Here is a 21,196-nt window from a genome sequence, read left to right on the forward strand (position 1 = left end):
GGCGGAAGCGCTGCGCTTGGTTTGCGACGCGTGGGTCTCGGCTGTTACCGCCCGGCCTTACTCTGCGCCGGAATGAGGCCCGCCCCTCCCCGAGGGAGTCGGTCGAGCGCAGGCACCAGAGCTGCGCACACTGTCCACCAACACCTCGACGGGACGCGATCCTGGAGGGTGCGCCCGGCGAGCGGTGGTCCACCCCACAAGCATCCGCCCCGCCCGCCAGGGCTGGACTTCGCACCCCGCACTACGAGCGGAGCTCCGCCGTGCCGGCCAGTTCATGCGAGGTCGAAGGCGCGGCGGGCGCGTTCCACTTCGGGCATGTGGGTCGCGACCCACTCCAGGAGCACCTCGATTGGCTGCCGCATGGTCTTGCCCAGGGGTGTGATCCGGTACTCGACGGCGACGGGGCGGGAACTGAGGAGCACGCGTTCCACGATGCCGTTGCGTTCGAGTCGGCGCAGCGTCGCGGTGAGCGACTTCTGAGTCACTGCGGGGATCGCACGGCGCAGGTCGTTGAAGCGACAGGGGCGTTGGCAGAGTTCGTTGAGGACGCTCAGTGACCACTTGTCGAGCACTTGGTCGAGGAACTCCCGGTGGGGGTGCTCGATCCTGAGTTCGTCGTGGTGGCTGTGCGTAGTACCCGGCACGATACCTGGTCTCCTTGAAGTGTCCTTCGTCTACCAGGTAGCAAAGGTATACCGAGTTTGCCGACGTGAGGAGACCTCCATGTCCGTCCTTCGTTTCACACCCGAAGGCTTGATGCAGCCCACCCCGTACGAGCATGTGGCCGTGGGCACCGGAAGGCGTCACGTGCATGTCAGCGGCCAGGTCGCCCGGTCGGCGGACGGGTCTCCCGTCGCCCCGGGAGACCTCGCCGGACAGGTCGCCCACGCGCTGCGGAACACCGGGAAGGGCCTAGCGGGGGCGGGTGCGTCGTTCGACGACGTCCTGAGGCTCACGTTCTACGTCACGGACTGGGCTCCCGAGAAGATCGACGCGTTCATGGCAGGGGTCGGCCAGGTGGCGGAGGAGATCGGGCTGACGGTGCCGCTTCCGCCCTCCTCGCTGATCGGGGTCGACTACCTCTTCGAGCCCGACGTCCTGGTCGAGGTGGAGGCGACCGCGATCCTCGACTGAGCCGGCCCCCGGCGCGACGCGGATTGCGTTTTCGCGGCGGCGCATGCGGATGTGGGCGGCGCGGAACTCTTGCGTCACCGTCGCCCCTCACCACAGTCGGGTGCCCGGGGCACCCTTGAACGGCCCCCGCACCTCCGCGGTGATCCAGCCGCCGTAGAAGTCCCCCTCCTGCGCCGTGACCTCTTCTCCGTCGACCGTGCAGCGGTCCATGCGGTTCGGGTAGAAGGCGAAGAGGTCGGCGAGGGCTGCGTAGCCGGGCTCGGGACGGGGATAGCTCCAAGCGGCGCGAGCGCGTACGTCGTCTCCCACGACGACGTCCCAGTACCGGGCCGCCCCCTTCCATTCGCACCAGGTCCGGCCTGCGACCGCCGGGAACAGAAGCTCCGTACGGACGTCCCGCGGAGGGATGTAGAACACGGGGGGATGGGTGGTCTCCAGTACCCGGACGGCCCTGCGGGTCTCGGCCACCACCTGGCCGGCGCACTCCACCCGCACGTCACGGTCGTCCTCCCGCATGACGGGCGGCCGCGGGTAGTCCCAGACCGACTCGGGCGTCCGCGGGGCGGAACGCGGCAAGGGCTCTTCCAGCGGGTCCAGATACACCTCGTCCTCGTAGCACCAGGCCCATTCCCGGTCGTGTGCCAGGGTGCGTGCCACCGGGTGTGCGCTGGAGCCGAAGTGCGCCGTGGCGTGAGCCCCACGAGAGCTGTCGCCGCAGCCCACGTGGCCGCAGGTCAGGCACAGCAGCAGGTCGGCCGGTGCGCGTCCGCGGGTCGCGCAGGACGCGCACGTCTCACTCAGCGGCGGTGGGTCCGCCGTCCAGGTGTGGGAGCAGGGTTTCCCCGAGGGCCGTCCGCCATCGGGCCGGGGTGCCCATCTCGTCATCGGTGATCACCGGCCGGTGCAGTCGACGTCGTCACGGTTCTCGGCGGCACTGCGCCCCGGTCCACGCCCGTGTCGGTCACGATCTCTCCTCCGCGGTCCTTGTTCTCCACCCTGTTTCGCCCCGGGACCGCGCAGGAGATGCAGGCCACCGGACACTCCGTCCCCAGCGGCGACTCTTCACGCCGGAGGCATGCGCCACCTGGAAGTGACCACGGTCAACATCGTCTGGGAGGGAACCCGCAGCCAGGCGGTCGACCCCGGATGGGTGCCCACCCGTATGGCAGAGGCGGGCGCGCCGGACGATCTGCAGCCGGGCACCGGACCCAAGACGTGGCTGGCGGTCGCCGGCGGCGTCGTCCCGCGCAAGGGCGGCCGCTGATACCACCGGCGTCCCGGGCGCCGCATCCCGTACGCGAGGACGAACGGTTCCAGGCTCGTCTGCTTCAGGCCTTGGAGCTGCAAACGCGTGGGGTGCCCGACCAGGAGCCAGACCTTCCTCACATCTCACTTGCCATGGAGTGCGCTCGAAGTCATAACGTCGAGGACACAACGGCGCACGAGGCCGTCTCCCCCCTCGGCTGCCGGGTGCTGGGATCTGTGCCTGGATGGACGGGAGACTTCGTGCCGCCCGAAGGACGATCAAGCGTGCAGGGAAGGCTGGACACGACATGCAGAAGCGCAGTCTGCGGGAATTGCAGGTATCGGCCATCGGTCTGGGGTGCATGGGCATGTCCGCCTTCTACGGAACCGCCGACGAGGAGGAGGGCGTCGCGACGATCCGGCGCGCCCTCGACCTCGGGGTGAACTTCCTCGACACCGCGCAGATGTACGGCCCGCTCACCAACGAGTCCCTCGTCGGCGAGGCGATCCGGGGGCGCCGCGACGAGTATGTGATCGCGACGAAGTTCAACTACCGGATGGACGACGCTGTACCGGGCGACATCAGCACGGTCGGCCCGCAGGACGGCTCGGCCGAACACGTCCGCAGCTCGGTCCACGGCTCCCTGAAGCGTCTGGGAACCGACCACATCGACCTGTACTACCAGCACCGGGTCGACCCGAACGTGCCCATCGAGGAGACGGTCGGCGCGCTGGGTGAACTGGTCGCCGAGGGCAAGGTGCGCTACATCGGGCTGAGCGAGGCGAGCGCCCGGACCATCCGGCGTGCGCACGCCGTGCACCCGGTCACGGCCGTGCAGAGCGAGTACTCGCTGTGGTCGCGGGACGTGGAGGCCGAGGTGCTGCCCGCCTGCAGGGAGCTGGGCATCGGCTTCGTACCGTACTCGCCCCTCGGCCGCGGCTTCCTCGCCGGGCGGTTCACCTCGCCGGACGACCTGGACGCCAACGACTGGCGCCGCCAGAACCCGCGCTTCCAGGACGCCAATCTGGAGGCGAACCTGCGCTTGGCGGTGAAAGTGAAGGAGATCGCCGCCGAGAAGGACGTGACGCCGGCCCAGCTGGCCATCGCGTGGGTGCTGGCCCAGGGCGAGGACCTGGTGCCGATCCCGGGCACCAAGCGCCGCACCTACCTGGAGCAGAACGCCGCCGCCGTCGACATCGACCTGACGAAGGACGACTTGGCCCGCATCGAGGCGGAGCTGCCCGAGGCGGCCGGTGAGCGGTACGACGAGGCAGGCATGCGGTCCGTCAACCGGTAGGCGGAGGAGGCGCACACACCATGTGGGGGCTCCGTTGGGAACGCGGGGGGGCATCGGTCTCCCCTGGGATGTGCGCCGCGAGGACGCCGTCGCCCTCAAGGACCTGCTCCTCTACCCCGCCTGCACCGCGGGGAAGATCGCCGCTCTGCTGCGGAGGGGTGCCGCCGGTACGGCCGAAGTATCTGAACCGATACCGAAATCAGGCCGCGAGGAGCTCCTGCTCGCGGGCCGGCGTTTTGACCTTGGGCTTCTTGTTCGGCAGCGAGAGCCGGAAGACCTTGTGCCACGCGGAGAACACCTGCTTGGGCAGCGGCCCGGTGACGTACTCCAGCTCATACTTTTCGAACAACGCGCGCACCTTCACCGCGACCTCGGCATACCGGTTGCTCGGCAGGTCCGGGAACAGGTGGTGCTCGATCTGGTGCGACAGGTTGCCGGTCATGAAGTGCATGGCCTTGCTGCCGCTGATGTTCGCCGAGCCCATCATCTGGCGCAGGTACCACTGGCCGCGCGTCTCGCCCTTGATCGACCGGCGCTCGAAGACCTGTACACCCTCGGGGAAGTGCCCGCACATGATCACCGAGTGGGTCCAGAGGTTGCGGACCAGGTTCGCGGTGAACGTGGCGGCGAGCGTGGGCAGGAACGACGGGCCCGACAGCAGCGGGTGGATCACGTAGTCCTTGAGCACCTGCTTGCGGATCTTGCGGCCCACGGCCTTGGCCCGCGCGCGGAACTCCGGGTTCTTGCGGCGGCGCTTGTGCAGGTTCTTGCCGAGCTCCAGGTCGTACGCTGCGATGCCGTACTCGAAGAAGCAGGCGTTGATGAAGTTCCACAGCGGCTGGCCGAGGTGGAACGGGTGCCACTTCTGGTCCTCGTCGACGCGCATGATGCCGTAGCCGAGGTCGTTGTCCTTGCCGATCACGTTGGTGTACGTGTGGTGCAGCTCGTTGTGCGAGTGCTTCCACTGGTCGGCCGGCGAGACGTGATCCCATTCCCAGGTGGTGGAGTGGATCTTCGGGTCCCGCATCCAGTCCCACTGGCCGTGCAGGATGTTGTGCCCGATCTCCATGTTGTCCATGATCTTCGCCACGGACAGACCGGCGGTGCCGATCAGCCACGCGGGCGGGAAGATCGAGAACAGCAGCACGCCCCTGCTGACCAGCTCGAGCTTGCGCTGCGCCGAGATGACCTTGCGGATGTACGCGGCGTCTTTCTCGCCGCGGTCGGCGATCACCTCGTCGCGGATCGCGTCCAGCTCGCGGCCAAGCTCCTCGATCTGCTCCGCGGTCAGGTGGGCGGTGGGGTCGATGGCGGTCAAGGTGCTCCTACCGTTCGATGTCGCAGGGGCCCGCCGCGGCGGACACGCAGGTCTGGATGAGGACGCCGGGCTCGGCCTCGGTGATCTCGCCGGTGCGCAGGTCGCGGACGGCGCCCGCCTTGAGCGGCGTGATGCAGCCGAAGCAGATGCCCATGCGGCACCCGGAGGGCATGAGCACGCCGGCCTCCTCGCCGACGTCCAGCAACGGCGTGGCGCCGTCCGCGTCGGCGGTCTTGCCGGTGGCGCTGAACGTGACCTCCCCGCCGTCGCCGGCGACGACGATGCTGGGGCGGAAGCGTTCGGTGTGCAGGCGCTCTTGGGCGCCGTGCTCGCTCCAGTGCTCTTCGGCGGCGTCGAGCAGGCCCGCGGGCCCGCAAGCCCAGGTCTCGCGCTCGGCCCAGTCGGGCACGAGTTCGTCGAGACGGGCGATGTCGAGCCTGCCGTCTGTGTCGGTGTGCACCTCGATGAGCCGCAGCTTCTTGTCCGCTACCAGGTCGTGCAGTTCGTTGCGGAAGATCACGTCTTGCGGCTGTGGCGCGCAGTGGACCATGACGACGTCGTCGAACTCGATGTCGCGCAGCATGCCCATCACGGGCGTGATGCCGCTGCCGGCCGTCAGGTAGAGCACCTTGGCGGGCTTGGTCTGCGGCAGCACGAAGTCACCGGTCGGCTGGTCGAGCTGGATCAGCGTGCCCGGTTTCGCCCTGCGGACCAGGTGGTTGCTGACCTTGCCGTCCGGAATCGCCTTCACGGTGATCGTGACGCGGCCGTCCTGACGGTTTGTCGGCGAGGTGATGGAGTAGGCACGCCACAGGCGCACCCCGTCGACGTCGACCCCGATCCGCACGTACTGACCGGCCGTGTGGCCGCGCCAGCCCCGTCCCGGCCTGATCACGACAGTCGCGGCGTCACCCGTCTCGGGGTGCACGGCCTCGATGCGCCCCCGCAGGTCAGCGCCCGCACGCAGCGGGCTGACCAGGTCGAGGTAGTCCGACGGCAGCAGCGGCGTCGTGACCATCTCCAGCAGTTTCCACGCCCTGGTGCGGAGGGCTGTACTCGTCATGACTCCAGCTTGCTGCGTCTCAGGGCGTAAAGTCCTGACCGTAGGACGTGAATCTGGTCGGTCGAATTGTTCGCAGGGAATAAAAAAGTGAGCCATGCAATCCGGAGGGCCAGTGAACTGGCCCTGGATGAGACGACGGTCACCGCACTTCGGGCTGCGCTGAAGGCCACCGCCGACGAGGTCGTCCAGGCGATCATCGACGAGGTCCCTCCCTACGCCAACGCCCTTTCGGGTCACATGGGCGCCACCATCCGCCGAGCCGTCCGCACCGCCCTGGGGCACTACCTGGACCTCGCGAGCGGGAACGCCACCGGCGGCGACGGCGGTGACGCGGCCTACGAGCTGGGCCGCGGCGAGGTGCGTGACGGCCGTTCGATGGACGCCCTGCTCAGCGCGTACCGCGTCGGCGCCCGAGTGGCCTGGCGATGCCTGGCAGCGGGTGCTGTCTCCACAGGTCTGCCCGCCGCCGAGGTCGCCAAGTTCGCCGAGCTGACCTTCGCCTACATCGACGAGCTCTCTGCCGCGAGCGCCGCGGGCCACGCCGACGAACTGGCCGCCCGGGGCAGGGACCAGGAGCGCCACCTGGAGCACTTGGCCCGCGATCTCCTCGCCGGCGCGAGCCCGGACGTGCTGCTCGTCTCCGCTCAACGGGCCGGGTGGCAGCCTCCGGATTCGCTGACCGCGGTTCTGCTGCCCGCCGCCCAGGCCCGGCCTGCCTACCGCGCGCTCGACCCGAGCACCCTCGTCCTCGACGATCTGCCGGACGCCACCGGTGTGCTGCTCGTCCCCGATGCCGACCGATCACATCTCTTGCGGCAGCTGACCGACCGCACCGCCGTGGTCGGCCCGGCCCGGCCATGGACTCGTGCGTCCGCCTCCTACGCGCGAGCCGCACGCGCGCGCTCCCTCTCCTCCGATATTCGCGACACCGAGGACCACCTGCCCGAACTGGTGCTGAGCGCCGACACGGACGCGTTCGCAGACCTGCGCGCCCGAGCCCTCGCACCGTTGCGTACCTTGCCTGTTGCGACCGCGCGGCGGCTTGAGGAGACGTTGCGGGAGTGGCTGCTGCACCAGGGCAGGCGGGACGAGGTGGCGGCGGCGTTGTTCGTCCATCCCCAGACCGTCCGGTACCGGATGTCGCAACTGCGGGAGCTGTTTCCGGATCTCGCATCGCCGCACCGGGTCCTTGAACTGACGCTGGCGGTCGGCCTTCGGGTCAGCTGACGCGTTCTTCGCCCCCCGCTGTCACTCCCTTTATGGTGCCCGGGAACGGCACGGCGAGCCGCCCGAGCGGCATCGCCCGGCAGACCGGGGTCGACCGCGCCTTCCTCTACCGCCACCGCAACCTGCGCGCCCCCATCCACGCCGCCGAACGGCAACCCTCTGCGTCGGAGCCCGGGGCCGGGCCCCGGTCGGCCTCGCCTCGCTCCAGGCAGACCTCGCCGACGCACACACCCGCAACACCCGGCTCGTCAGCCGGACCCAGCGCCTTGAGCGCCGGCAGGCCGAGCTGTTGGGCGAGCAGGCGTGGCGGCAGCCGGGCCTCGGTGCCCCCACCGACCAGGAAGAGCTTCAGTGCCAGGTCTCCCGCCTGGAAGAGGCGAACACCGAGCTGTTGGCGCGGCTGGAGGAGAGGGACGCGGAGCTGGAGGCTGCTCGGGCGGTCAACCGCGAGCTGAGCCGGGCCCTGAACCAGAAGGGAACCGCGCACCGCCACGGCCTGGCCGGCCGTCCGGTTTCCGGTCGAGGCAGTCCTTGGCCGCGCAAGGGGTGCCCTGGCGGGGCGCCTCCCGCTTCGACGGCCGCCCCGAGGAGGCCGACGCGACCATGACCGGTCTCGCGCAGCCCATTGGCTAATACTTGGCTAGCCACATATTTGCTGTTACGGTGATTATGTGTCCAGCCACCTAAATGGGTGGTGGCACGAGAGGAGTCGTCATGAAAGCCATCCTGTTCGACCGTTTCGGAGGCACGGACGTGCTGCGCGAGGCGGACATCGAGATCCCGCAGCCCGGCCCGGGACAGGTCCGCGTCCGCGTCAAGGCGGCCGGGCTGAACGCGCTGGACGGCAAGATCCGCTCCGGCGCACTGGAGGCAGTGTTCCCCACGCCGCTCCCCTCCGTCCCCGGTCACGAGCTCGCCGGCGTGGTGGACGCCCTGGGCGAGGGCGTGCGGGACATGCAGGTGGGCGATGAGGTGCTGGGCTGGTCGGACACCGGCTCGTACGCCCAGTACGCGCTGGCCACCACCGTGGCTCCCAAGCCCGCCGGCCTCGACTGGCAGCACGCGGCCGCACTGCCCGTGGCGGGCGAGACCGCCGAGCGGGTCCTGAACCTTCTGGGCGTCGCCGAGGGGGAGACGGTGCTGATGCACGGCGCGGCCGGAGCGGTCGGAACCCTGGCGGTCCAGCTCGCCACTGCCCGCGGAGCACGTGTCATCGGCACCGCCGGCCCCGCCAACCAGGACTACCTCGCCTCGCTCGGCGCCACCGCGACCCTTTACGGCGAGGGTCTGGTCGAGCGGGTCCGCGCGCTCGCTCCCGACGGCGTGGACGCGGTGTTCGACCTGGCCGGGAAGGGGGCCCTCGAGGACTCCATCACCCTGCGGGGCGGCACCGAACGCATCGTCACCATCGCCGACTTCCGCGCGCACCAGCTCGGCATCACCTTCGCCAACGGTCCCAAGGAACGCTCGGCCGCCCGCCTGGCCGCCCTGGCCGAGGACGCCGCGACCGGCAAGGCCGTCACCACCGTCACCGCCTACCCGCTGGACCAGGCCGCCACGGCCCAGCAGGTCAGCGACGCCGGGCACGTCCGGGGCAAGCTCGTCCTCACCCTCGACTGATCACGCCGTCTCTTCTTCCGCGACGCTCCGCTTACCCGATCATCACCCGTTCACCACCGCACCCAAGGACCACTCATGCTGAACTCCCTGTGGACACCCACCACTGTCGGTGCCCTCTCCCTCCCGCACCGCCTGGTCATGGCCCCCATGACCCGTGACCGCTCCACCCCTGAAGGCGTACCGACCGAGCTGAACGCCGAGTACTACGCCCAGAGGGCCTCGCACGCGCTGATCATCACCGAGGGGACACAGCCCTCCGCCGACGGCCAGGGCTACCTCCTCACCCCCGGCATCCACAATGACGAGCAGATCGCCGGGTGGCGCAAGGTCACCGACGCCGTGCACGCGGCCGACGGACGGATCGTCATCCAGCTGATGCACACCGGACGCATTGCCCATCCCGACAACACCCCCCACGGGCGTCTGCCGGTCGCCCCTTCGGCCATCCGGCCGCAGGGCACGATGTTCACCGCGTCCGGGCCCCAGGAGATGCCGACCCCCCGTGCGCTGTCGACGCGGGAGGTCGCGGCGACCGTCGACGACTTCCGCCGCGCCGCAGCGGCCGCCGTCGCGGCAGGCGCCGACGGCGTGGAGATCCACGGCGCCAACGGCTACCTGGTGCACCAGTTCCTGTCCGACAACACCAACCAGCGCACCGACCGCTACGGCGGCTCCCTCGAGAGCCGCATCCGCTTCGCCGTCGAGGTCGCCACCGCCGTGGCCGACGAGATCGGTGCCGACCGCACCGGCCTGCGCGTCTCTCCCGGAAACCCCTACAACGACATCGTCGAGTCCGACACCGCCGAGCTGTATCCGGCGCTCCTGCGCGCCCTCAGCCCGCTCGGCCTCGCCTACCTCCACGTCCTCCACGCGGGCGACGACGCGCTGCTGGGCACCCTGCGCGCGCTGTGGCCGACCACGCTGATCCTCAACCGCGGCGGCACCGACCTGCCCACCCGCGCCAAGGACATCGACCACGGCACGGCCGACCTCGTCTCCGTCGGCGCCCTTGCGCTCGCCAACCCGGACCTGGTCGAGCGGCTACGCTCTGACGCGCCGCTGAACACCCCCGACCCGGCGACCTTCTACGGCGGCGGAGCGGCCGGCTACACCGACTACCCCACCCACACCGCTTGAGGAACCGAACCATGCCCGCCCCCACACCCCGCATCCCGAGTACGGCCAGCGAGGGGCCGATGAGCTACGCGATCTTCCAGCTCGCCCGTGCTCACCGTGCCCGCGCTGCCGCCATGCTCCGCGAGATGGACCTGCATCCCGGACAGGAGCTGCTGCTGATGCAACTCCTGGACCGGGACGGCCAGACCCAGTCCGAGCTGCTGGAAAGCGTCGGCCTGGACCACTCCACCGTCTCCAAGTCCCTACGCCGCATGCAGGACGCCGGTCTGCTCATCCGCGAGCCGGCCGCACACGACCGGCGCGTCATGGTCGTCCACCTCACCGACAAGGGCCGTGCCATGCGTGAGCCCTTGGCCGCCATGTGGCGGGCCCTGGAGGAGACCTCGGCGCTGAACCTGTCGGCGGAGCAGGCGGAGTCCTTCGTCCGCACCGCCTACGCCATCGCCGACGCGATCAACAACCGTGCTCTTCCGCGGGAGGAGTCCGAGTAACTCACCTCGGCGTGCACCCGGGTTCCCGCCTGGAGTGCGAGGCGCTTCCGGCGTCCTGCGAAGTGGGCGGAGCCGCAGAGCACTCGGCTCACGAAGACCAGCGTTGAACGGATCCGGGCTTCCCACGTGTGGGAAGCCCGGTGAGGCGAGCCAGCCGATCGGGCGGGACCCCCGCTCACCGCCGTACGTCCGGGAGAACGGGGACGAGCGGGGAGTCAGGGGCAAGCGCGAGCCGTCCCGGTGCAGGCAGCAACACCTCTCCCACGGGAATGTCGAGCCCTTTTCCGACGTCGACCGACCGCACATAGAGGACGGCCGGATCAGCCGCGTCCGGGTGACCGCCGACCTCCGCAAGCTCCTGCAGGCCGGCGACGACCCGCGCCGCGAATCCGCCCATCACAAGCCCGCCCCTTGAGCAACCCGCGTCGACGACGCCTACGTCGGCGGCCACCTACTGAGGTTGAAGTCGTGGTGTCGTGGAGGGCTGACGGGACGCGGTCCCTGCCGTATGACCGAGCATGAGGTATCCACAGGGTGGCGGGCTGACCGCCGAACGTCAGCAGTTCCGCGCGGAGTTACGGCTCCGGGCGGCCGAGCGGTTCGCCAGAGGCGAGCCGAGCTCAATGTTCGGCCGCCACCACGACCCCCGCGACAGCGGGCCCCACCCGCTGGTGATGCTCGCCGTCCGTACCGCGGCGATGTGTCCGATGCCCGCTGGGCTCTGATCGAGCCGGTCTTCATCGCTTGGCGGGCGGGGCGGACAGGTGGCGGCCCGGGGGCACGACCTACGGAAGATCGTCAACGCGATCCTCTACCTCAACCGCACCGGCATCCCATGGGAGTACCTGCCTCATGACTTCCGCCGCACGAGACCGTCTACGACTCCTACGCGAAGTGAGAAGCGACCCGGGGCCGGAAGGGTTCGACGAATTCAGGGCGGGCCAGCAGAACCACGGCCCGGAATCCGGGCGCACTCGGGAACGGCGGATCCAGGTTGACGTCCACCAATCGGGAAGCGGGCGAAGGCGTCAGCAGTGCGTCGTCGGCCCCGTCACGCCGTGCCCAGGCGGTCTCACCGTCGGTCAATTCTCGGCCAGCCGCAACAGGTCACGCACTCGGACGTCGGGGGAGTTGCCTTTCCTCTTTTCCTCCGGGGCGACCGGGGTGAAGATACACGGGCGCCCAAACCCGCGTCATGCAGCCCCTGGCCTAGGAGACGCAAGTGACTGTCTACGTGTGCTCGTTGAAGACCGAAGCCGCGCAGTCGATCCCCGCCGACGGCGCCTACCACATCGTCCGCTTCCCGTTCGGCTCCGGCGAGCCGTACGACGCGCACAACATGCACCAGGCCGTCCAGCCGGACGCCTACACCGTCACCAACTGGGCCACGGACGACCGCTCCGGCCTCATCTGGCCCTCCACCGCGGGCTGGGGCCAGATTTACGCGATGATCCAGTGGGAAGACGGCTCCTACACTGAGCTGCGGGACCGCTTCGTCCGCGACCCGCTGAACCTGTCCACCGGCTACGACTCTACGGCCACCGACCACCGTCCGCCGTCGCCCGGCATGCAGTGCTTCACCAAGGCCCACGGCCTGTTCACCTCCATCGGCACGCCACTCGCGCTGCTCGTCTCGCACAATGACAGCACCGCCTGCGACCTCGTGCTCGCCGAATTCAAGCTCGCCATCCACACCTGACCGGAGGGCCAACGCGGACCGCTTCTGTGGCTGTGGGCGACCCCGGCTGCGTCTCTACTGCGGACGGCGACACCGGCCCATGACGGTTCTTGGTCGCGGTGGATCGGCAGCAGCCGCAGAGCATCCCTGAAGTGGTAGTGCTCGCGAGAACGGGCCTCATCTCCGCGCGTTGTACCCGACCTATTTCCCAATCGGGCCGTCCCGTATGGTTAATCGAGTGACGCTTCCCCATGCCCCGCGCGGGCGCCCCCGAGACAGCCGGGCCCATCAGGCGATCTTGACCGCCACAACCGAGCTGGTGACTGAACTCGGCTACGCCGCCACCTCCATCGGTGCGGTGGCGGCTCGGGCCGGCGTCGGCAAGGACACCATCTACCGCCGTTGGTCGGGCAAGGCCGAGTTGGTGTACGAGGCGGTCTTCACTCAGACCGAAGCAGCCCCGGCACCGGATACCGGCAGCCTGACCGGCGATCTCACCGCCCTGCTGGAGGCACTGATCCAGGAGTTCTCCACCCCGGCCGCGGCCGCTGCCCTGCCGGGCCTGCTGGCCGACTTCGCCGCCGGCCCGGAATTGCAGGTCCGCATTCGCTCCGACTTCCTGACCCCGGCCAAGGACGGGCTGGCGCCGGTGTTCGAGCGAGCTGTGCAGCGCGGGGAGGCCGACCCCGGCCTACCGGTCGACCTGGTTCTGGACACGCTGGCTGGCGCCGTCTTCTTCCACGTCGCCCTGGTGGGCGAACAGCCCGGCCCACGGCTGGCCACACAACTGGCGGCCCTCGTCGGCCGCGGAATCGAGACCCGATGAACGCCTGGTTTCTCGCCGCCGGCATAACGGCCGGCGCGGTCGCAGCCATCCATGCCGTGGCTGGCGGTCGGGATGTCATCCGGCCACTGCTGGCCGGCAACCTCCCCGACGAGCCCCGCCGTGTCCTGCACGCGGTCTGGCACATGGTCACGGCCGACCTGCTCCTGGCCGCCGCCGCCCTGATCTGGCTGGCGCTGGGCAACCGCTCCGGCGGTGACACCATCGCCTGGCTCCTGGCCGCCCACTTCGTGGCCTACTCCGGCGTGTTTCTCATCGTGTCCCTGGCGGCCAACTGGTCGAAACCGCTGCTGCGCCTGCCGCAATGGATACTGCTGTTGCCGGTGGCGCTGCTCGCGGCGGCCGGCGCAGCGTGAACCGCGGGAGCGCGGGCCGGAAGCATCTCCGCCAAGGCGGGATCCGCGCCGTCGTTCCCCAGCCGCCCGACCAGGCCGGTCACCGTCGGCGCCGAGGCCGCTCGGGTGGCCGGCCGGCCGCCTTCGGCGCCGAGGCGTACAAGCAGCACAACGCGGTCGAACGATGCATCAGCCGGCTCAAGCAGTGGCGGGGGCTGGCCATGCGGACGGACAGCTCGCGATCGCCTACCAGGCGGCGCTCTACGTCGCTGCCGTCCTCATCTGGGCCCCGGCACAGGGGCGTCGGGCCATATATTTCGGAGACGACCTTCTCAGTCCAGCATGGCAGCATGCGGCAATGGTCTTTCGACACCCCGACGGCGACTACGCGATCACCGTGATGTACTCCGTGCCTGAGGACGCCTGGTATCCGGAACTGGATCTCGTGGCCGGGCAACGGACGCCCGGGACCGCAATCGTCCCCGACGAGGATCCGGCACGGGAACCCCCGACGTTCCAGAGGCCGCCTTCGGGCGGGCTCCTGACGGCACCCCCATGGACCACCCGCAACGTCCCAGCCTGTAGACGGTCAAGGAAACAGGGCTTAGTCAGCTCCGACCACGGCTGGTCAGCGAACGGCCGGCGCCCACGGAGGCTGCCCTCTGTGGCGATGCCATGAGAGACACGGTGCGTGCCGCCGGTACGTACCCGCCGCCTTCGCTCAGGGAGCGGTCGTCGAGGCTCGGGCGTCGGCGCGCAGCATGGAAAGACCGGCCGGTGTGAGGGTATGCAGAACGTTCCCGCCGTGTCGGCTGCTGATCAGCAGTCCCGCGCCGCGCAACACCCCGGCGTGTTTGCTGACGGAGGACGGGGAGATCCCCGCCGCGCGGGCGATCTCCCCGGTGGTGGCGCCCGCTCCCGACGCTGCGACGCGCAACACGGTCGCCCGGGTACGCCCGAGCAGTGCAGTCAGCGGGGTGGTGAGGGTCGCCGCGGCCGGTTCGTGCAGCAAGGGGTAGAGCAGCACGGGCGGCAGCCGGGGGTCCCCCTGGCAGCCCGCGCGTCACCTCAAGACCCCCAGGGGATGAGTCCGCCGGGCCGGCGCGCACCTTACGCCGGGAAGGAGATCAACGGCCGCAAGCGGCACCTGCTCACAGGCGACCCTGACGGCGGAGCGCCCTGTGTCCTGGAAGATGCGGCCGACCACAGCGGGCAGTAGACACTGTCTACCGTGCTTGGTAGACAGTGTCTATGAACGAGCCGAACACGGGACTGCGGTCCCGGCTGGTGGACGTGGGAGTGGAGTTGGTGACGACGGAGGGCGTTCAGGCGCTCTCCCTGCGGAAGATCGCGCGGCGGGCGGGCGTGTCGCACGGGGCGCCGCGCCGCTACTTCCCGACCCACCTGGAGCTTTTGTCGGCCATCGCGCGCCGCGGGTTCGAGGAGTTGGCGGGGCAGGGGGTCGCGGCGCTCGGGGACGGCACGGCCAGCCCGCGCGAACAGATCTCGACGCTGGGACGCGTGTATCTCGACTTCGCGCTCACCCACCGGGGCATGCATGAGCTGATGTTCCGTCACGATCTGCTCGAGAGTAATGAGTTGGGTCTGCGAGACGCCAGTTTGCCGATCTTCTCCCTGCTGGTGGATCTCGTCGGACAGGCCCGGCCCGACGCCGATGCCCCCCTCGTCGCGGGCGCACTGCTGGCGAATTTGTACGGCATCGCCCAGCTGTGGACGTGGGGCAGCCTTCAACTCACCACGGGAGCGGACAACTTCGTCCCGTTGCTCGACGCCGCTTTGGAGGCACATCTGGGGAGGGGAGGACGATGACGGCGTCCACCACGGAGGCCGACGTCGACCGGGACGGGCCGAAACGCGCGCCGCACCCCCGCCTCACGCTCGCCAACAGCGTGCTCGGTGCCGTGATCGTCGCCCTCGACGGGACGGTACTGACGATCGCCCAGCCCACCCTGCGACGCGACCTCGACGCGTCCCTCACCGAGGTCCAGTGGACCAGTACCGGCTATCTGATCGCGGTGGCGGGCCTCCTGGTGTTCGCCGGGCGGATCGGTGACCGGTTCGGTCATCAACAGGTTTTCGCCTGGGGGGTGTTGGGGTTCGGCGCGGCCTCCGCGGGAATCGGGTGCGCGCCCGAAGTGGGCTGGGTGATCGGGTTGCGGGTCGTCCAGGGCATCTTCGGAGCGTTGTTGCAGCCCGCCACGCTCGGGATGCTGCGGGCCGCGTTCCCGTCCGACCGCTTGGACATGCCCATCGCGTTGCGGACCAGCGCCATCGGGGTCGCGGCCGCGGCCGGCCCGCTGGTCGGGGGTGTGCTCGTCGCCCAGCTGGGCTGGCGGGCGGTCTTCTTCCTCAACGTCGTACCGGCGCTGGTCATGGGTCTCCTGGCGCTGGCGTTGCGTCCCCCGGAGACGAAGCGGACGAGGCCGGGGCCCATGCCCCGGCTCGATCTGACTGGCGCCGCGCTGCTCGCCGTCGCCCTGGCGGCTTTCGTGCACACGCTGGTCGGTGTGTCGGAACACGGCCGGATGGCGACCGGTGCGGTCGGCCTGCTGATCGCGGCCGTCTCGGCCGGTGCCCTCGTCCGCCACGAACGGCGTACCCCCGACCCGCTGTTGCCGCCGGCCTTGCTGGGGTCGGCGACGATGACCGCGGCGCTCGGGGTGTTGGTGGCCGCGTCCGCGGCGATGCTCGGCACGCTGTTCGTGTGCAGCTTCGTCCTCCAGGACCTCCTCGGCATGGACCCGCTGCGCACCAGTCTCGTCGCGTTACCCGGCGGTGTGATGATGGTGCTCGGGGCGCCCCTGTCGGCCGTACTGCTGCGCCGATGGGGCGCCCGTCCCACCGCCCTCGCGGGGACGGCGCTGCTCGCCACAGGGGTGCTGGCGCTGTCCCGGCTCGGCCCCGAGTCGTCGACGCTGCTGATCGGTGGTGGGTTCCTGCTGCTGGGAGCCGGATTCGGCGCGCTGATGGTCACCGCGACCACCGTCGCCGTACGGCATGCGCCGCCGGAGTCGGCCGGGGTGGCGGGCGGCCTCCAGCAGACCGCGATGAACGTCGGCCCGACCCTGGGGGTGGCGGCCGCGAGCACGCTGATGCCCCTCGGCACGGGCCCCGCGCTCCTGGTCCTGGCCGGCGTGGCCGTGCTCGGTGCTCCTCTTGCCATACGAATGCCCCGGCCCGCCCGTCACGCAAGGGATGGAACGCGATCAGTACGAAGGAGCACGTGATCGGCCGCGCTGCTGTCCCCTGCCGAGTGCCCGGCAGGGGTGGGCCGTGAGGCGTGATCGGCGCAGCAGGGTGTGGGGTCGGGCACTTCGAACGGCGCGAGTACGCCACCGGCGGCCGGGAGCACGGCGAGGGTGAGCTGCCCGTCCCGCCAATCGGGTCGTACGTGGTCGCGGGTGAGCACGGGGGTGGCAGGATCGGGCCCCTGTGCGTGCGTCGACGGTTGCCCGACCACGGTGATCCGGTCGATGGCGGTCAGGCCGAGCAGGTCGGCCACGGTGACGGTGCCGGTGAGGCGGTCGACGCCGGGATAGACCACGGCCCGTCCATTTCGCCGGTGGGCGTGTTCCGTGGCGGCCAGTGCCGCCGTGCGGGCGGCCTGGTCAGGACTGCGTACGGCGACTGGCCGCCCACCCCGCCTTCGGTACCCACCTCGACCTGGACGGCATCGCCCGCCGACACCATGCCCGCTGCCAAGGGCTGGAGGCCGCAGGGCGGCGGTGCAGATCCTGGACTGGTCCGTACACATCTGGACCGGGCCGCCGTACAGCCCGCCCAGTGGTGTCCGGACGGTTTCACGGAACCGCAATACGCCCTCCGCCTCCGTCCGTCCGGATTCGCCAGTTGAGGTGGCCGAAGCGGCTCCGGGAAGCCCGGGGCGCCCGGCAGGTCGGACCGTGGTGAGTCGGTGTGCTGGCTCCGCAACCAACCGGGTTCAGTACGCAGTCATAGGGGGCCGGATGACCGGGTGGGGCTTCGATGTCGGCGTCCGACATGGGACGAGCGGACATGGCTCATCCCCGGACCGCTTCGTTCGGCGGACCGGATGCTGGCGGGGCCCGAGCCCGGGATAAGGGGTGGCCGGCGGGACGACTCGGGCCGGCGACCCGCATGGGCCTGGAGTACGCCCGGTTCTGCCGGATGGTGAACGGGCGGATTCCAAGACTCAGTTGGTGGTGGCGGCCGTGTCCCATTAGGCGTGGGCCCAGCACGCGTCGTAGGGCAGGGTGAGGATCACGGAGCGGATGGCCAGATCGGGCTCGCCCAGGGCACGCAGCCGGGCGGCGCCGGGACCGGCCAGCCAGGCCCGCAGGTTCGCGACGCCCGCGTCCTCGCTGTCGTCGTACCACCAGGTGAACGGGGGCGCGTCGCTGAGCAGGTCGTGGAGCCAGGCGTCGGCGCAGTGGACGAGGTGCGCGTCGGCGGTGGGGCCCTGGATCCAGCCGTCGAGGAACGGGGTCACGGTCCCGGCGATCGTGACGCAGGTGTCGAAGACGTCGTATGGCGGCTAGGGCGTCGCGGGGCCGTCCTGCCACCAGGCCTGCTTGACGCGTCGATGGCGGCGGCCTGCTCGGCCGGCCGGGAGCGCCAGTCCAACCGGGTCAGCCCGTGGGCGCCGTAGCCGATCATCCCCAGGGCACCGTCGGCCACCGCCCGTGCCGCCTGCGGAACGAGGCGGCGCATGGCGGAGGTGTGGTCGTCGAAGTGGTCGTGGACCTCGAAGAGGTACCTCTGCAGGACGTCCAGGGGAACGTGGGTGTAGGGGGTGCGCAGGTAGGCGGTCTTCTCGGGCGCGTGGCACAGGGGGCAGCCGGATCCGTGCGAGCCGGCGAAGCCGTTGAAGACGGTGTCGATATCGGCGAGGGCCGCGTCGAGGGCGGGCGACGGCGTGGGGGTCGGTCCCGTCAGGACTGCGCGCACGGCTGGGGCGCTGGCCGAAGAGCGTGACGCTACCAGGCGCTAATCCGTTGGACCCACCCCTTTCCCGTGCGGAGAGTGGGGAGCGATGAAACCCACGTAGGTACCTGGAGGAGCCCCCATGTCGACGCTGCGCGTCACAGCCGAAGTGTTGACCGTGCACGAGCACCCGAACGCCGATGCGCTCGAGCTGGCCCAGGTGGGGCTGTATCGGGCCGTCGTCGCCAAGGGCGCGTATCGCACGGGTGAGGCTGCGGTGTACATCCCCGAGCAGTCGGTGCTGCCGCCCGAGCTGATCGAGGAGCTGGGGCTGACCGGGCGGCTCGCGGGCGGCAACGCGGACCGGGTCAAGGCGGTGCGGCTGCGGGGGGAGCTGTCGCAGGGCATCGTGTGCCGGCCGAAGGCGCTCGCGGGGTTCGATCTGGCCCGGGCGGCGCTGGAGGGGACCGACTTCGCCGCGCTGCTCGGCATCACCAAGTGGGTGCCGCCGGTGCCGCCCATGATGAACGGCGACGTGGAGGCCGCGCCGGAGCTGCTGCCGTGGGTCGACATCGAGAACATCCAGCGGTTTCCGGGGATCTTCACCCCGGGCGAGGATGTGGTCCTGACGGAGAAGCTGCACGGGTCGGCGTGCCTGCTGACGTATGTCGCGGGCGAGGGACGGGCGTACGTCTCGTCCAAGGGCTTCGGCGCGAAGTCGCTGGCGCTGAAGGAGGATCCGCGCAATTTGTACTGGCGGGCGGTGCGCGGGCACGGCGTCGCCGAGGCCGCGGCGCGGCTCGCCGAGCGGTTGGGGGCACGTCGGGTGGGGATCTTCGGCGAGGTGTACGGCGCGGGCGTGCAGGACCTGACATACGGCGCGGACGGGCGCCGCGACACGCTCGGGTACGCCGTGTTCGACGTGTCCGCGGAGATCGACGGGCAAGTGCGGTGGCTGGACGCGGCGGAACTGCTGGAGGGGGAGCTGCCGTTGGTGCCGCGACTGTTCCAGGGGCCGTACGACATCGAGCGCGTGCTGGAGGTCGCTGACGGGCGGGAGACGGTGTCCGGGCGGGGGCTGCACTTGCGGGAGGGTGTGGTGATACGGCCTTCCAGTGAGCGGTACAGCGCGGTGACCGGGGGGCGGGCGATCGCCAAGGCGGTGAGTCCGGCGTATCTGACGCGGAAGGGCGGCACGGAGTACGAGTGAGGCAGGCGGGAGTGGGCCGGGGCGGGTCGCGCCGGCCCGCGCCGGATCATGACTTTGGCGGGCCCGCGACCAGTCCAGCTGGTTCTTCGACCGCAGCTTGTTCCGCAGAGCTGGTGCAGCTGGTCCCAGACACCGGCCTCGTTCCAGGCCACCAGGCGCCGCCAGCAGGTCATGCCCGAGCCGAAGCCGAGCTCCTGGGCGCTCTTCTCACTTCCTCATGATGAAGCAGATTCAGTATCAGCGTGGCCGCCCCTCAGGAAGAGGCCACACGATCCGGTGAATGGGCTTCCTTTCGCCAGGTGGCGTCGTTCACCAGGCATGACTCCCATCGACCGACCGACAGTGCGCTCCCGTGGTTCCGGATTGTTATTGCTACGTACTGCCACGACCGTGCAGAAGCGGGAGGACGCTCGCCCTCGCGGCCTGGGGGCACGACACCGCCTGTCGCGCCGGTCGGAGCAGGTGCTCGCATGCCTTGTCGCCGCTGGCGGCCTTCTGATCATCTGCCTGGTCGAGCCCCACTTCGGGCTGTTCGGTCAACTGGTTATCGGGCTGGCTGTCGCCTGCTGTGTGACGTTCATGGCCTGGCACGAGAGCTCCTGGGTCCAGCTGCAGGTCCTGTGTGCCGTCGCTGTGGCCTGCACGGTGGAGTTCGTGGGAACCCATGACATGGAATGGTGGGACTATCGGCTCGGCAACTTCCCGGCCTGGGTTCCCCCCTGCCACGCGGGTATCTTCCTGACCAGCGTCGTCCTCGCCCGCACGCCTGCACCTCGAGGGCTCCATAACGCCGCTTACGCTGGCCTGGCGGCGTGGTCACTGTGGGGGCTCCTGCTGGCCGAGCGGAGGGACTACAGCGGCGTCATCGGCCTACTCATCATCGCAGCGGTCCGTCAACACCCCGTAATGCGAGCGCGTGTTCCATGGATCATCGCGGTGACCGTTCCCTGCGAGTTCGCCGGCACCCTCTTCGGCCTCTACAGCTACCGGCCCCACGACATCACCGGACTGCTCCTCATGGGTAACCCGCCCTCCGGACTTCCCGGCGGCTACGCCCTTGTCGACTTCGCGGCACTCCTCATGGCCAGCGCTGTGCACCAGGCGTGGCACCGGCACCGTGGCTCGGCCGAAGCCCGCAGCGCGGTCGCGTCCCTGCCCCCCACACAGTGATCCCCGCAGGCAATCACCCGCTAAAAGTAGAGAGCGAGTTCAGTTGCTGTCTGGGCTGGCTCGGCCTGCTCAGCCTTCGTCCGCGGGCATACGATCACGCGACGGACGGTGCGAAAGGTCAGCAGGCCCGCCCCGTTGTACCCGGTCCGGTGAACGCTGTCCCGATGCGAGAACCTCGGCAGGCGTCGGAGCGTCGCTCCGGGTATGAGGCCGATCAACGAGGCTCTACGGCCCTGCCCACAATCTGGACGCCCTTCGGGACCGGACCCCACGCCTGCGCCGCCGCCCAGCTTGCCCACGCCCAAGTCCGAGCGCTCATGCACGCCCTCCCCGGCCGAGGCGACCTCGAACCGGCCTCGCCCCGAGGCGAGCGCCTTGGACACCGATCGGGATCGGAGATCTACCCAAGGCAAGGTTGCCGCGTCATCCTCCGCAAACGGCGATGAACCGCCGGCAGTGTCACCGCCACGCCAACGCCTGAACCACTCTGAGATGGCCGGTAT

Annotated in this window: 24 protein-coding genes and 6 pseudogenes; 18 read left to right on the forward strand and 12 right to left on the reverse strand. The window is 70.0% G+C overall.

Annotation, left to right across the window (positions count from 1 at the left end):
- Positions 1 to 272: 272 nt before the first annotated feature.
- Positions 273 to 644, reverse strand: coding sequence for a winged helix-turn-helix transcriptional regulator (locus tag ACFY9E_RS29675; RefSeq protein ID WP_390989071.1), 372 nt, complete (start codon positions 642 to 644; stop codon positions 273 to 275).
- A gap of 79 nt (positions 645 to 723) precedes the next feature.
- On the opposite strand from ACFY9E_RS29675, the gene ACFY9E_RS29680 reads away from it, so the two are divergent.
- On the forward strand, positions 724 to 1,134 hold the full coding sequence (locus ACFY9E_RS29680; protein WP_390989073.1) for a Rid family hydrolase: 411 nt from the start codon (positions 724 to 726) through the stop codon (positions 1,132 to 1,134).
- Positions 1,135 to 1,221: 87 nt separating this feature from the next.
- Here the strand turns inward: ACFY9E_RS29680 and ACFY9E_RS29685 are convergent, their stop codons facing one another.
- A complete protein-coding gene (locus tag ACFY9E_RS29685; protein WP_390989074.1) occupies positions 1,222 to 2,019 on the reverse strand; it encodes a DUF427 domain-containing protein in 798 nt (265 codons plus the stop codon).
- A 190-nt stretch (positions 2,020 to 2,209) separates the two neighbouring features.
- On the opposite strand from ACFY9E_RS29685, the gene ACFY9E_RS29690 reads away from it, so the two are divergent.
- The 3 genes and pseudogenes from ACFY9E_RS29690 to ACFY9E_RS29700 all read left to right on the forward strand — a co-directional run.
- Positions 2,210 to 2,398, forward strand: a complete 189-nt coding sequence (locus ACFY9E_RS29690; RefSeq protein WP_390989076.1) for a hypothetical protein — start codon at positions 2,210 to 2,212, stop codon at positions 2,396 to 2,398.
- 289 nt (positions 2,399 to 2,687) lie between these two features.
- On the forward strand, positions 2,688 to 3,677 hold the full coding sequence (locus tag ACFY9E_RS29695; RefSeq protein WP_390989078.1) for an aldo/keto reductase: 990 nt from the start codon (positions 2,688 to 2,690) through the stop codon (positions 3,675 to 3,677).
- A gap of 76 nt (positions 3,678 to 3,753) precedes the next feature.
- Positions 3,754 to 3,849 (forward strand): annotated as a pseudogene (locus ACFY9E_RS29700) (fic family toxin-antitoxin system, toxin component); the annotation flags it as partial.
- A 27-nt stretch (positions 3,850 to 3,876) separates the two neighbouring features.
- Here the strand turns inward: ACFY9E_RS29700 and ACFY9E_RS29705 are convergent.
- Together ACFY9E_RS29705 and ACFY9E_RS29710 are read right to left on the reverse strand one after the other, a co-directional pair.
- On the reverse strand, positions 3,877 to 4,995 hold the full coding sequence (locus ACFY9E_RS29705) for a fatty acid desaturase (protein ID WP_390989080.1): 1,119 nt from the start codon (positions 4,993 to 4,995) through the stop codon (positions 3,877 to 3,879).
- Positions 4,996 to 5,002: 7 nt separating this feature from the next.
- Positions 5,003 to 6,058 carry an FAD-binding oxidoreductase gene (locus ACFY9E_RS29710; RefSeq protein WP_390989081.1) on the reverse strand — a complete coding sequence of 352 codons (1,056 nt, stop codon included), beginning with the start codon at positions 6,056 to 6,058 and terminating at the stop codon, positions 5,003 to 5,005.
- Positions 6,059 to 6,145: 87 nt separating this feature from the next.
- On the opposite strand from ACFY9E_RS29710, the gene ACFY9E_RS29715 reads away from it, so the two are divergent.
- Complete coding sequence (locus ACFY9E_RS29715; protein WP_390989083.1) at positions 6,146 to 7,285, forward strand: helix-turn-helix domain-containing protein; 1,140 nt, start codon at positions 6,146 to 6,148, stop codon at positions 7,283 to 7,285.
- A 106-nt stretch (positions 7,286 to 7,391) separates the two neighbouring features.
- Here ACFY9E_RS29715 and ACFY9E_RS29720 read toward each other — a convergent pair whose 3' ends face one another.
- Entirely contained in the window at positions 7,392 to 7,772 is a 381-nt protein-coding gene (locus ACFY9E_RS29720) for a hypothetical protein (RefSeq protein ID WP_390989084.1), read from the reverse strand.
- 227 nt (positions 7,773 to 7,999) lie between these two features.
- On the opposite strand from ACFY9E_RS29720, the gene ACFY9E_RS29725 reads away from it, so the two are divergent.
- The 3 genes from ACFY9E_RS29725 to ACFY9E_RS29735 all read left to right on the forward strand — a co-directional run bounded on the left by ACFY9E_RS29725 (position 8,000) and on the right by ACFY9E_RS29735 (position 10,533).
- The gene (locus ACFY9E_RS29725) at positions 8,000 to 8,905 is read left to right on the forward strand and encodes an alcohol dehydrogenase catalytic domain-containing protein (protein WP_390989085.1); all 906 of its coding nucleotides are present in this window, start codon (positions 8,000 to 8,002) and stop codon (positions 8,903 to 8,905) included.
- Positions 8,906 to 8,980: 75 nt separating this feature from the next.
- Positions 8,981 to 10,042, forward strand: coding sequence for an alkene reductase (locus ACFY9E_RS29730; RefSeq protein ID WP_390989087.1), 1,062 nt, complete (start codon positions 8,981 to 8,983; stop codon positions 10,040 to 10,042).
- Positions 10,043 to 10,053: 11 nt separating this feature from the next.
- Positions 10,054 to 10,533, forward strand: coding sequence for a MarR family transcriptional regulator (locus ACFY9E_RS29735; RefSeq protein ID WP_390989088.1), 480 nt, complete (start codon positions 10,054 to 10,056; stop codon positions 10,531 to 10,533).
- Between the two features lie 175 nt (positions 10,534 to 10,708).
- On the opposite strand, the gene ACFY9E_RS29740 is transcribed toward ACFY9E_RS29735, so the two are convergent.
- The gene (locus tag ACFY9E_RS29740; RefSeq protein ID WP_390989090.1) at positions 10,709 to 10,984 is read right to left on the reverse strand and encodes a hypothetical protein; all 276 of its coding nucleotides are present in this window, start codon (positions 10,982 to 10,984) and stop codon (positions 10,709 to 10,711) included.
- Between the two features lie 249 nt (positions 10,985 to 11,233).
- On the opposite strand from ACFY9E_RS29740, the pseudogene ACFY9E_RS29745 reads away from it, so the two are divergent.
- Positions 11,234 to 11,425: pseudogene (locus ACFY9E_RS29745) on the forward strand (transposase); the annotation flags it as partial.
- Between the two features lie 5 nt (positions 11,426 to 11,430).
- Here ACFY9E_RS29745 and ACFY9E_RS29750 read toward each other — a convergent pair.
- Positions 11,431 to 11,616, reverse strand: a pseudogene (locus tag ACFY9E_RS29750) (phosphatase); the annotation flags it as partial.
- Between the two features lie 139 nt (positions 11,617 to 11,755).
- Between ACFY9E_RS29750 and ACFY9E_RS29755 the strand changes: the two are divergent.
- From ACFY9E_RS29755 to ACFY9E_RS29770, 4 genes and pseudogenes are all read left to right on the forward strand, one after another.
- On the forward strand, positions 11,756 to 12,232 hold the full coding sequence (locus ACFY9E_RS29755) for a hypothetical protein (protein ID WP_390989091.1): 477 nt from the start codon (positions 11,756 to 11,758) through the stop codon (positions 12,230 to 12,232).
- Positions 12,233 to 12,509: 277 nt separating this feature from the next.
- Positions 12,510 to 13,037: a TetR/AcrR family transcriptional regulator C-terminal ligand-binding domain-containing protein gene (locus ACFY9E_RS29760; RefSeq protein WP_390989093.1), complete on the forward strand. Its 528-nt coding sequence runs from the start codon at positions 12,510 to 12,512 to the stop codon at positions 13,035 to 13,037.
- A gap of 56 nt (positions 13,038 to 13,093) precedes the next feature.
- Complete coding sequence (locus ACFY9E_RS29765) at positions 13,094 to 13,411, forward strand: hypothetical protein (protein WP_390989094.1); 318 nt, start codon at positions 13,094 to 13,096, stop codon at positions 13,409 to 13,411.
- A gap of 17 nt (positions 13,412 to 13,428) precedes the next feature.
- Positions 13,429 to 13,676: pseudogene (locus ACFY9E_RS29770) on the forward strand (IS5/IS1182 family transposase); the annotation flags it as partial.
- A 435-nt stretch (positions 13,677 to 14,111) separates the two neighbouring features.
- Here the strand turns inward: ACFY9E_RS29770 and ACFY9E_RS29775 are convergent.
- On the reverse strand, positions 14,112 to 14,417 hold the full coding sequence (locus tag ACFY9E_RS29775) for a helix-turn-helix domain-containing protein (RefSeq protein WP_390989096.1): 306 nt from the start codon (positions 14,415 to 14,417) through the stop codon (positions 14,112 to 14,114).
- Positions 14,418 to 14,641: 224 nt separating this feature from the next.
- Between ACFY9E_RS29775 and ACFY9E_RS29780 the strand changes: the two genes are divergently transcribed.
- Positions 14,642 to 15,220 carry a WHG domain-containing protein gene (locus tag ACFY9E_RS29780; protein WP_390989097.1) on the forward strand — a complete coding sequence of 193 codons (579 nt, stop codon included), beginning with the start codon at positions 14,642 to 14,644 and terminating at the stop codon, positions 15,218 to 15,220.
- Positions 15,217 to 16,638, forward strand: a complete 1,422-nt coding sequence (locus ACFY9E_RS29785) for an MFS transporter (protein WP_390989099.1) — start codon at positions 15,217 to 15,219, stop codon at positions 16,636 to 16,638. The genes ACFY9E_RS29780 and ACFY9E_RS29785 overlap by 4 nt, the downstream gene beginning before the upstream one ends.
- Here the strand turns inward: ACFY9E_RS29785 and ACFY9E_RS29790 are convergent.
- The gene (locus ACFY9E_RS29790; RefSeq protein WP_390989101.1) at positions 16,596 to 16,955 is read right to left on the reverse strand and encodes a hypothetical protein; all 360 of its coding nucleotides are present in this window, start codon (positions 16,953 to 16,955) and stop codon (positions 16,596 to 16,598) included. The two genes, ACFY9E_RS29785 and ACFY9E_RS29790, sit on opposite strands and share 43 nt — an antisense overlap.
- A gap of 77 nt (positions 16,956 to 17,032) precedes the next feature.
- Between ACFY9E_RS29790 and ACFY9E_RS29795 the strand changes: the two are divergent.
- Positions 17,033 to 17,163 (forward strand): annotated as a pseudogene (locus ACFY9E_RS29795) (glutathione S-transferase family protein); the annotation flags it as partial.
- Between the two features lie 446 nt (positions 17,164 to 17,609).
- On the opposite strand, the gene ACFY9E_RS29800 reads toward ACFY9E_RS29795, so the two are convergent.
- Entirely contained in the window at positions 17,610 to 17,879 is a 270-nt protein-coding gene (locus ACFY9E_RS29800) for a hypothetical protein (protein ID WP_390989102.1), read from the reverse strand.
- Positions 17,876 to 18,337, reverse strand: coding sequence for a hypothetical protein (locus ACFY9E_RS29805; protein ID WP_390989103.1), 462 nt, complete (start codon positions 18,335 to 18,337; stop codon positions 17,876 to 17,878). Before ACFY9E_RS29805 ends, ACFY9E_RS29800 begins: the two co-directional genes overlap by 4 nt.
- Positions 18,338 to 18,455: 118 nt before the next feature.
- Between ACFY9E_RS29805 and ACFY9E_RS29810 the strand changes: the two genes are divergently transcribed.
- The gene (locus ACFY9E_RS29810) at positions 18,456 to 19,523 is read left to right on the forward strand and encodes an RNA ligase (ATP) (RefSeq protein ID WP_390989105.1); all 1,068 of its coding nucleotides are present in this window, start codon (positions 18,456 to 18,458) and stop codon (positions 19,521 to 19,523) included.
- 115 nt (positions 19,524 to 19,638) lie between these two features.
- Here the strand turns inward: ACFY9E_RS29810 and ACFY9E_RS29815 are convergent.
- Positions 19,639 to 19,729, reverse strand: a pseudogene (locus tag ACFY9E_RS29815) (IS5/IS1182 family transposase); the annotation flags it as partial.
- Positions 19,730 to 19,913: 184 nt separating this feature from the next.
- Between ACFY9E_RS29815 and ACFY9E_RS29820 the strand changes: the two are divergent.
- Positions 19,914 to 20,693: a hypothetical protein gene (locus ACFY9E_RS29820; protein ID WP_390989106.1), complete on the forward strand. Its 780-nt coding sequence runs from the start codon at positions 19,914 to 19,916 to the stop codon at positions 20,691 to 20,693.
- Positions 20,694 to 21,196: the final 503 nt, after the last annotated feature.

It is taken from the genome of Streptomyces sp. NPDC012466 (assembly GCF_042955215.1).
In the GTDB taxonomy this organism is placed as follows: domain Bacteria; phylum Actinomycetota; class Actinomycetes; order Streptomycetales; family Streptomycetaceae; genus Streptomyces.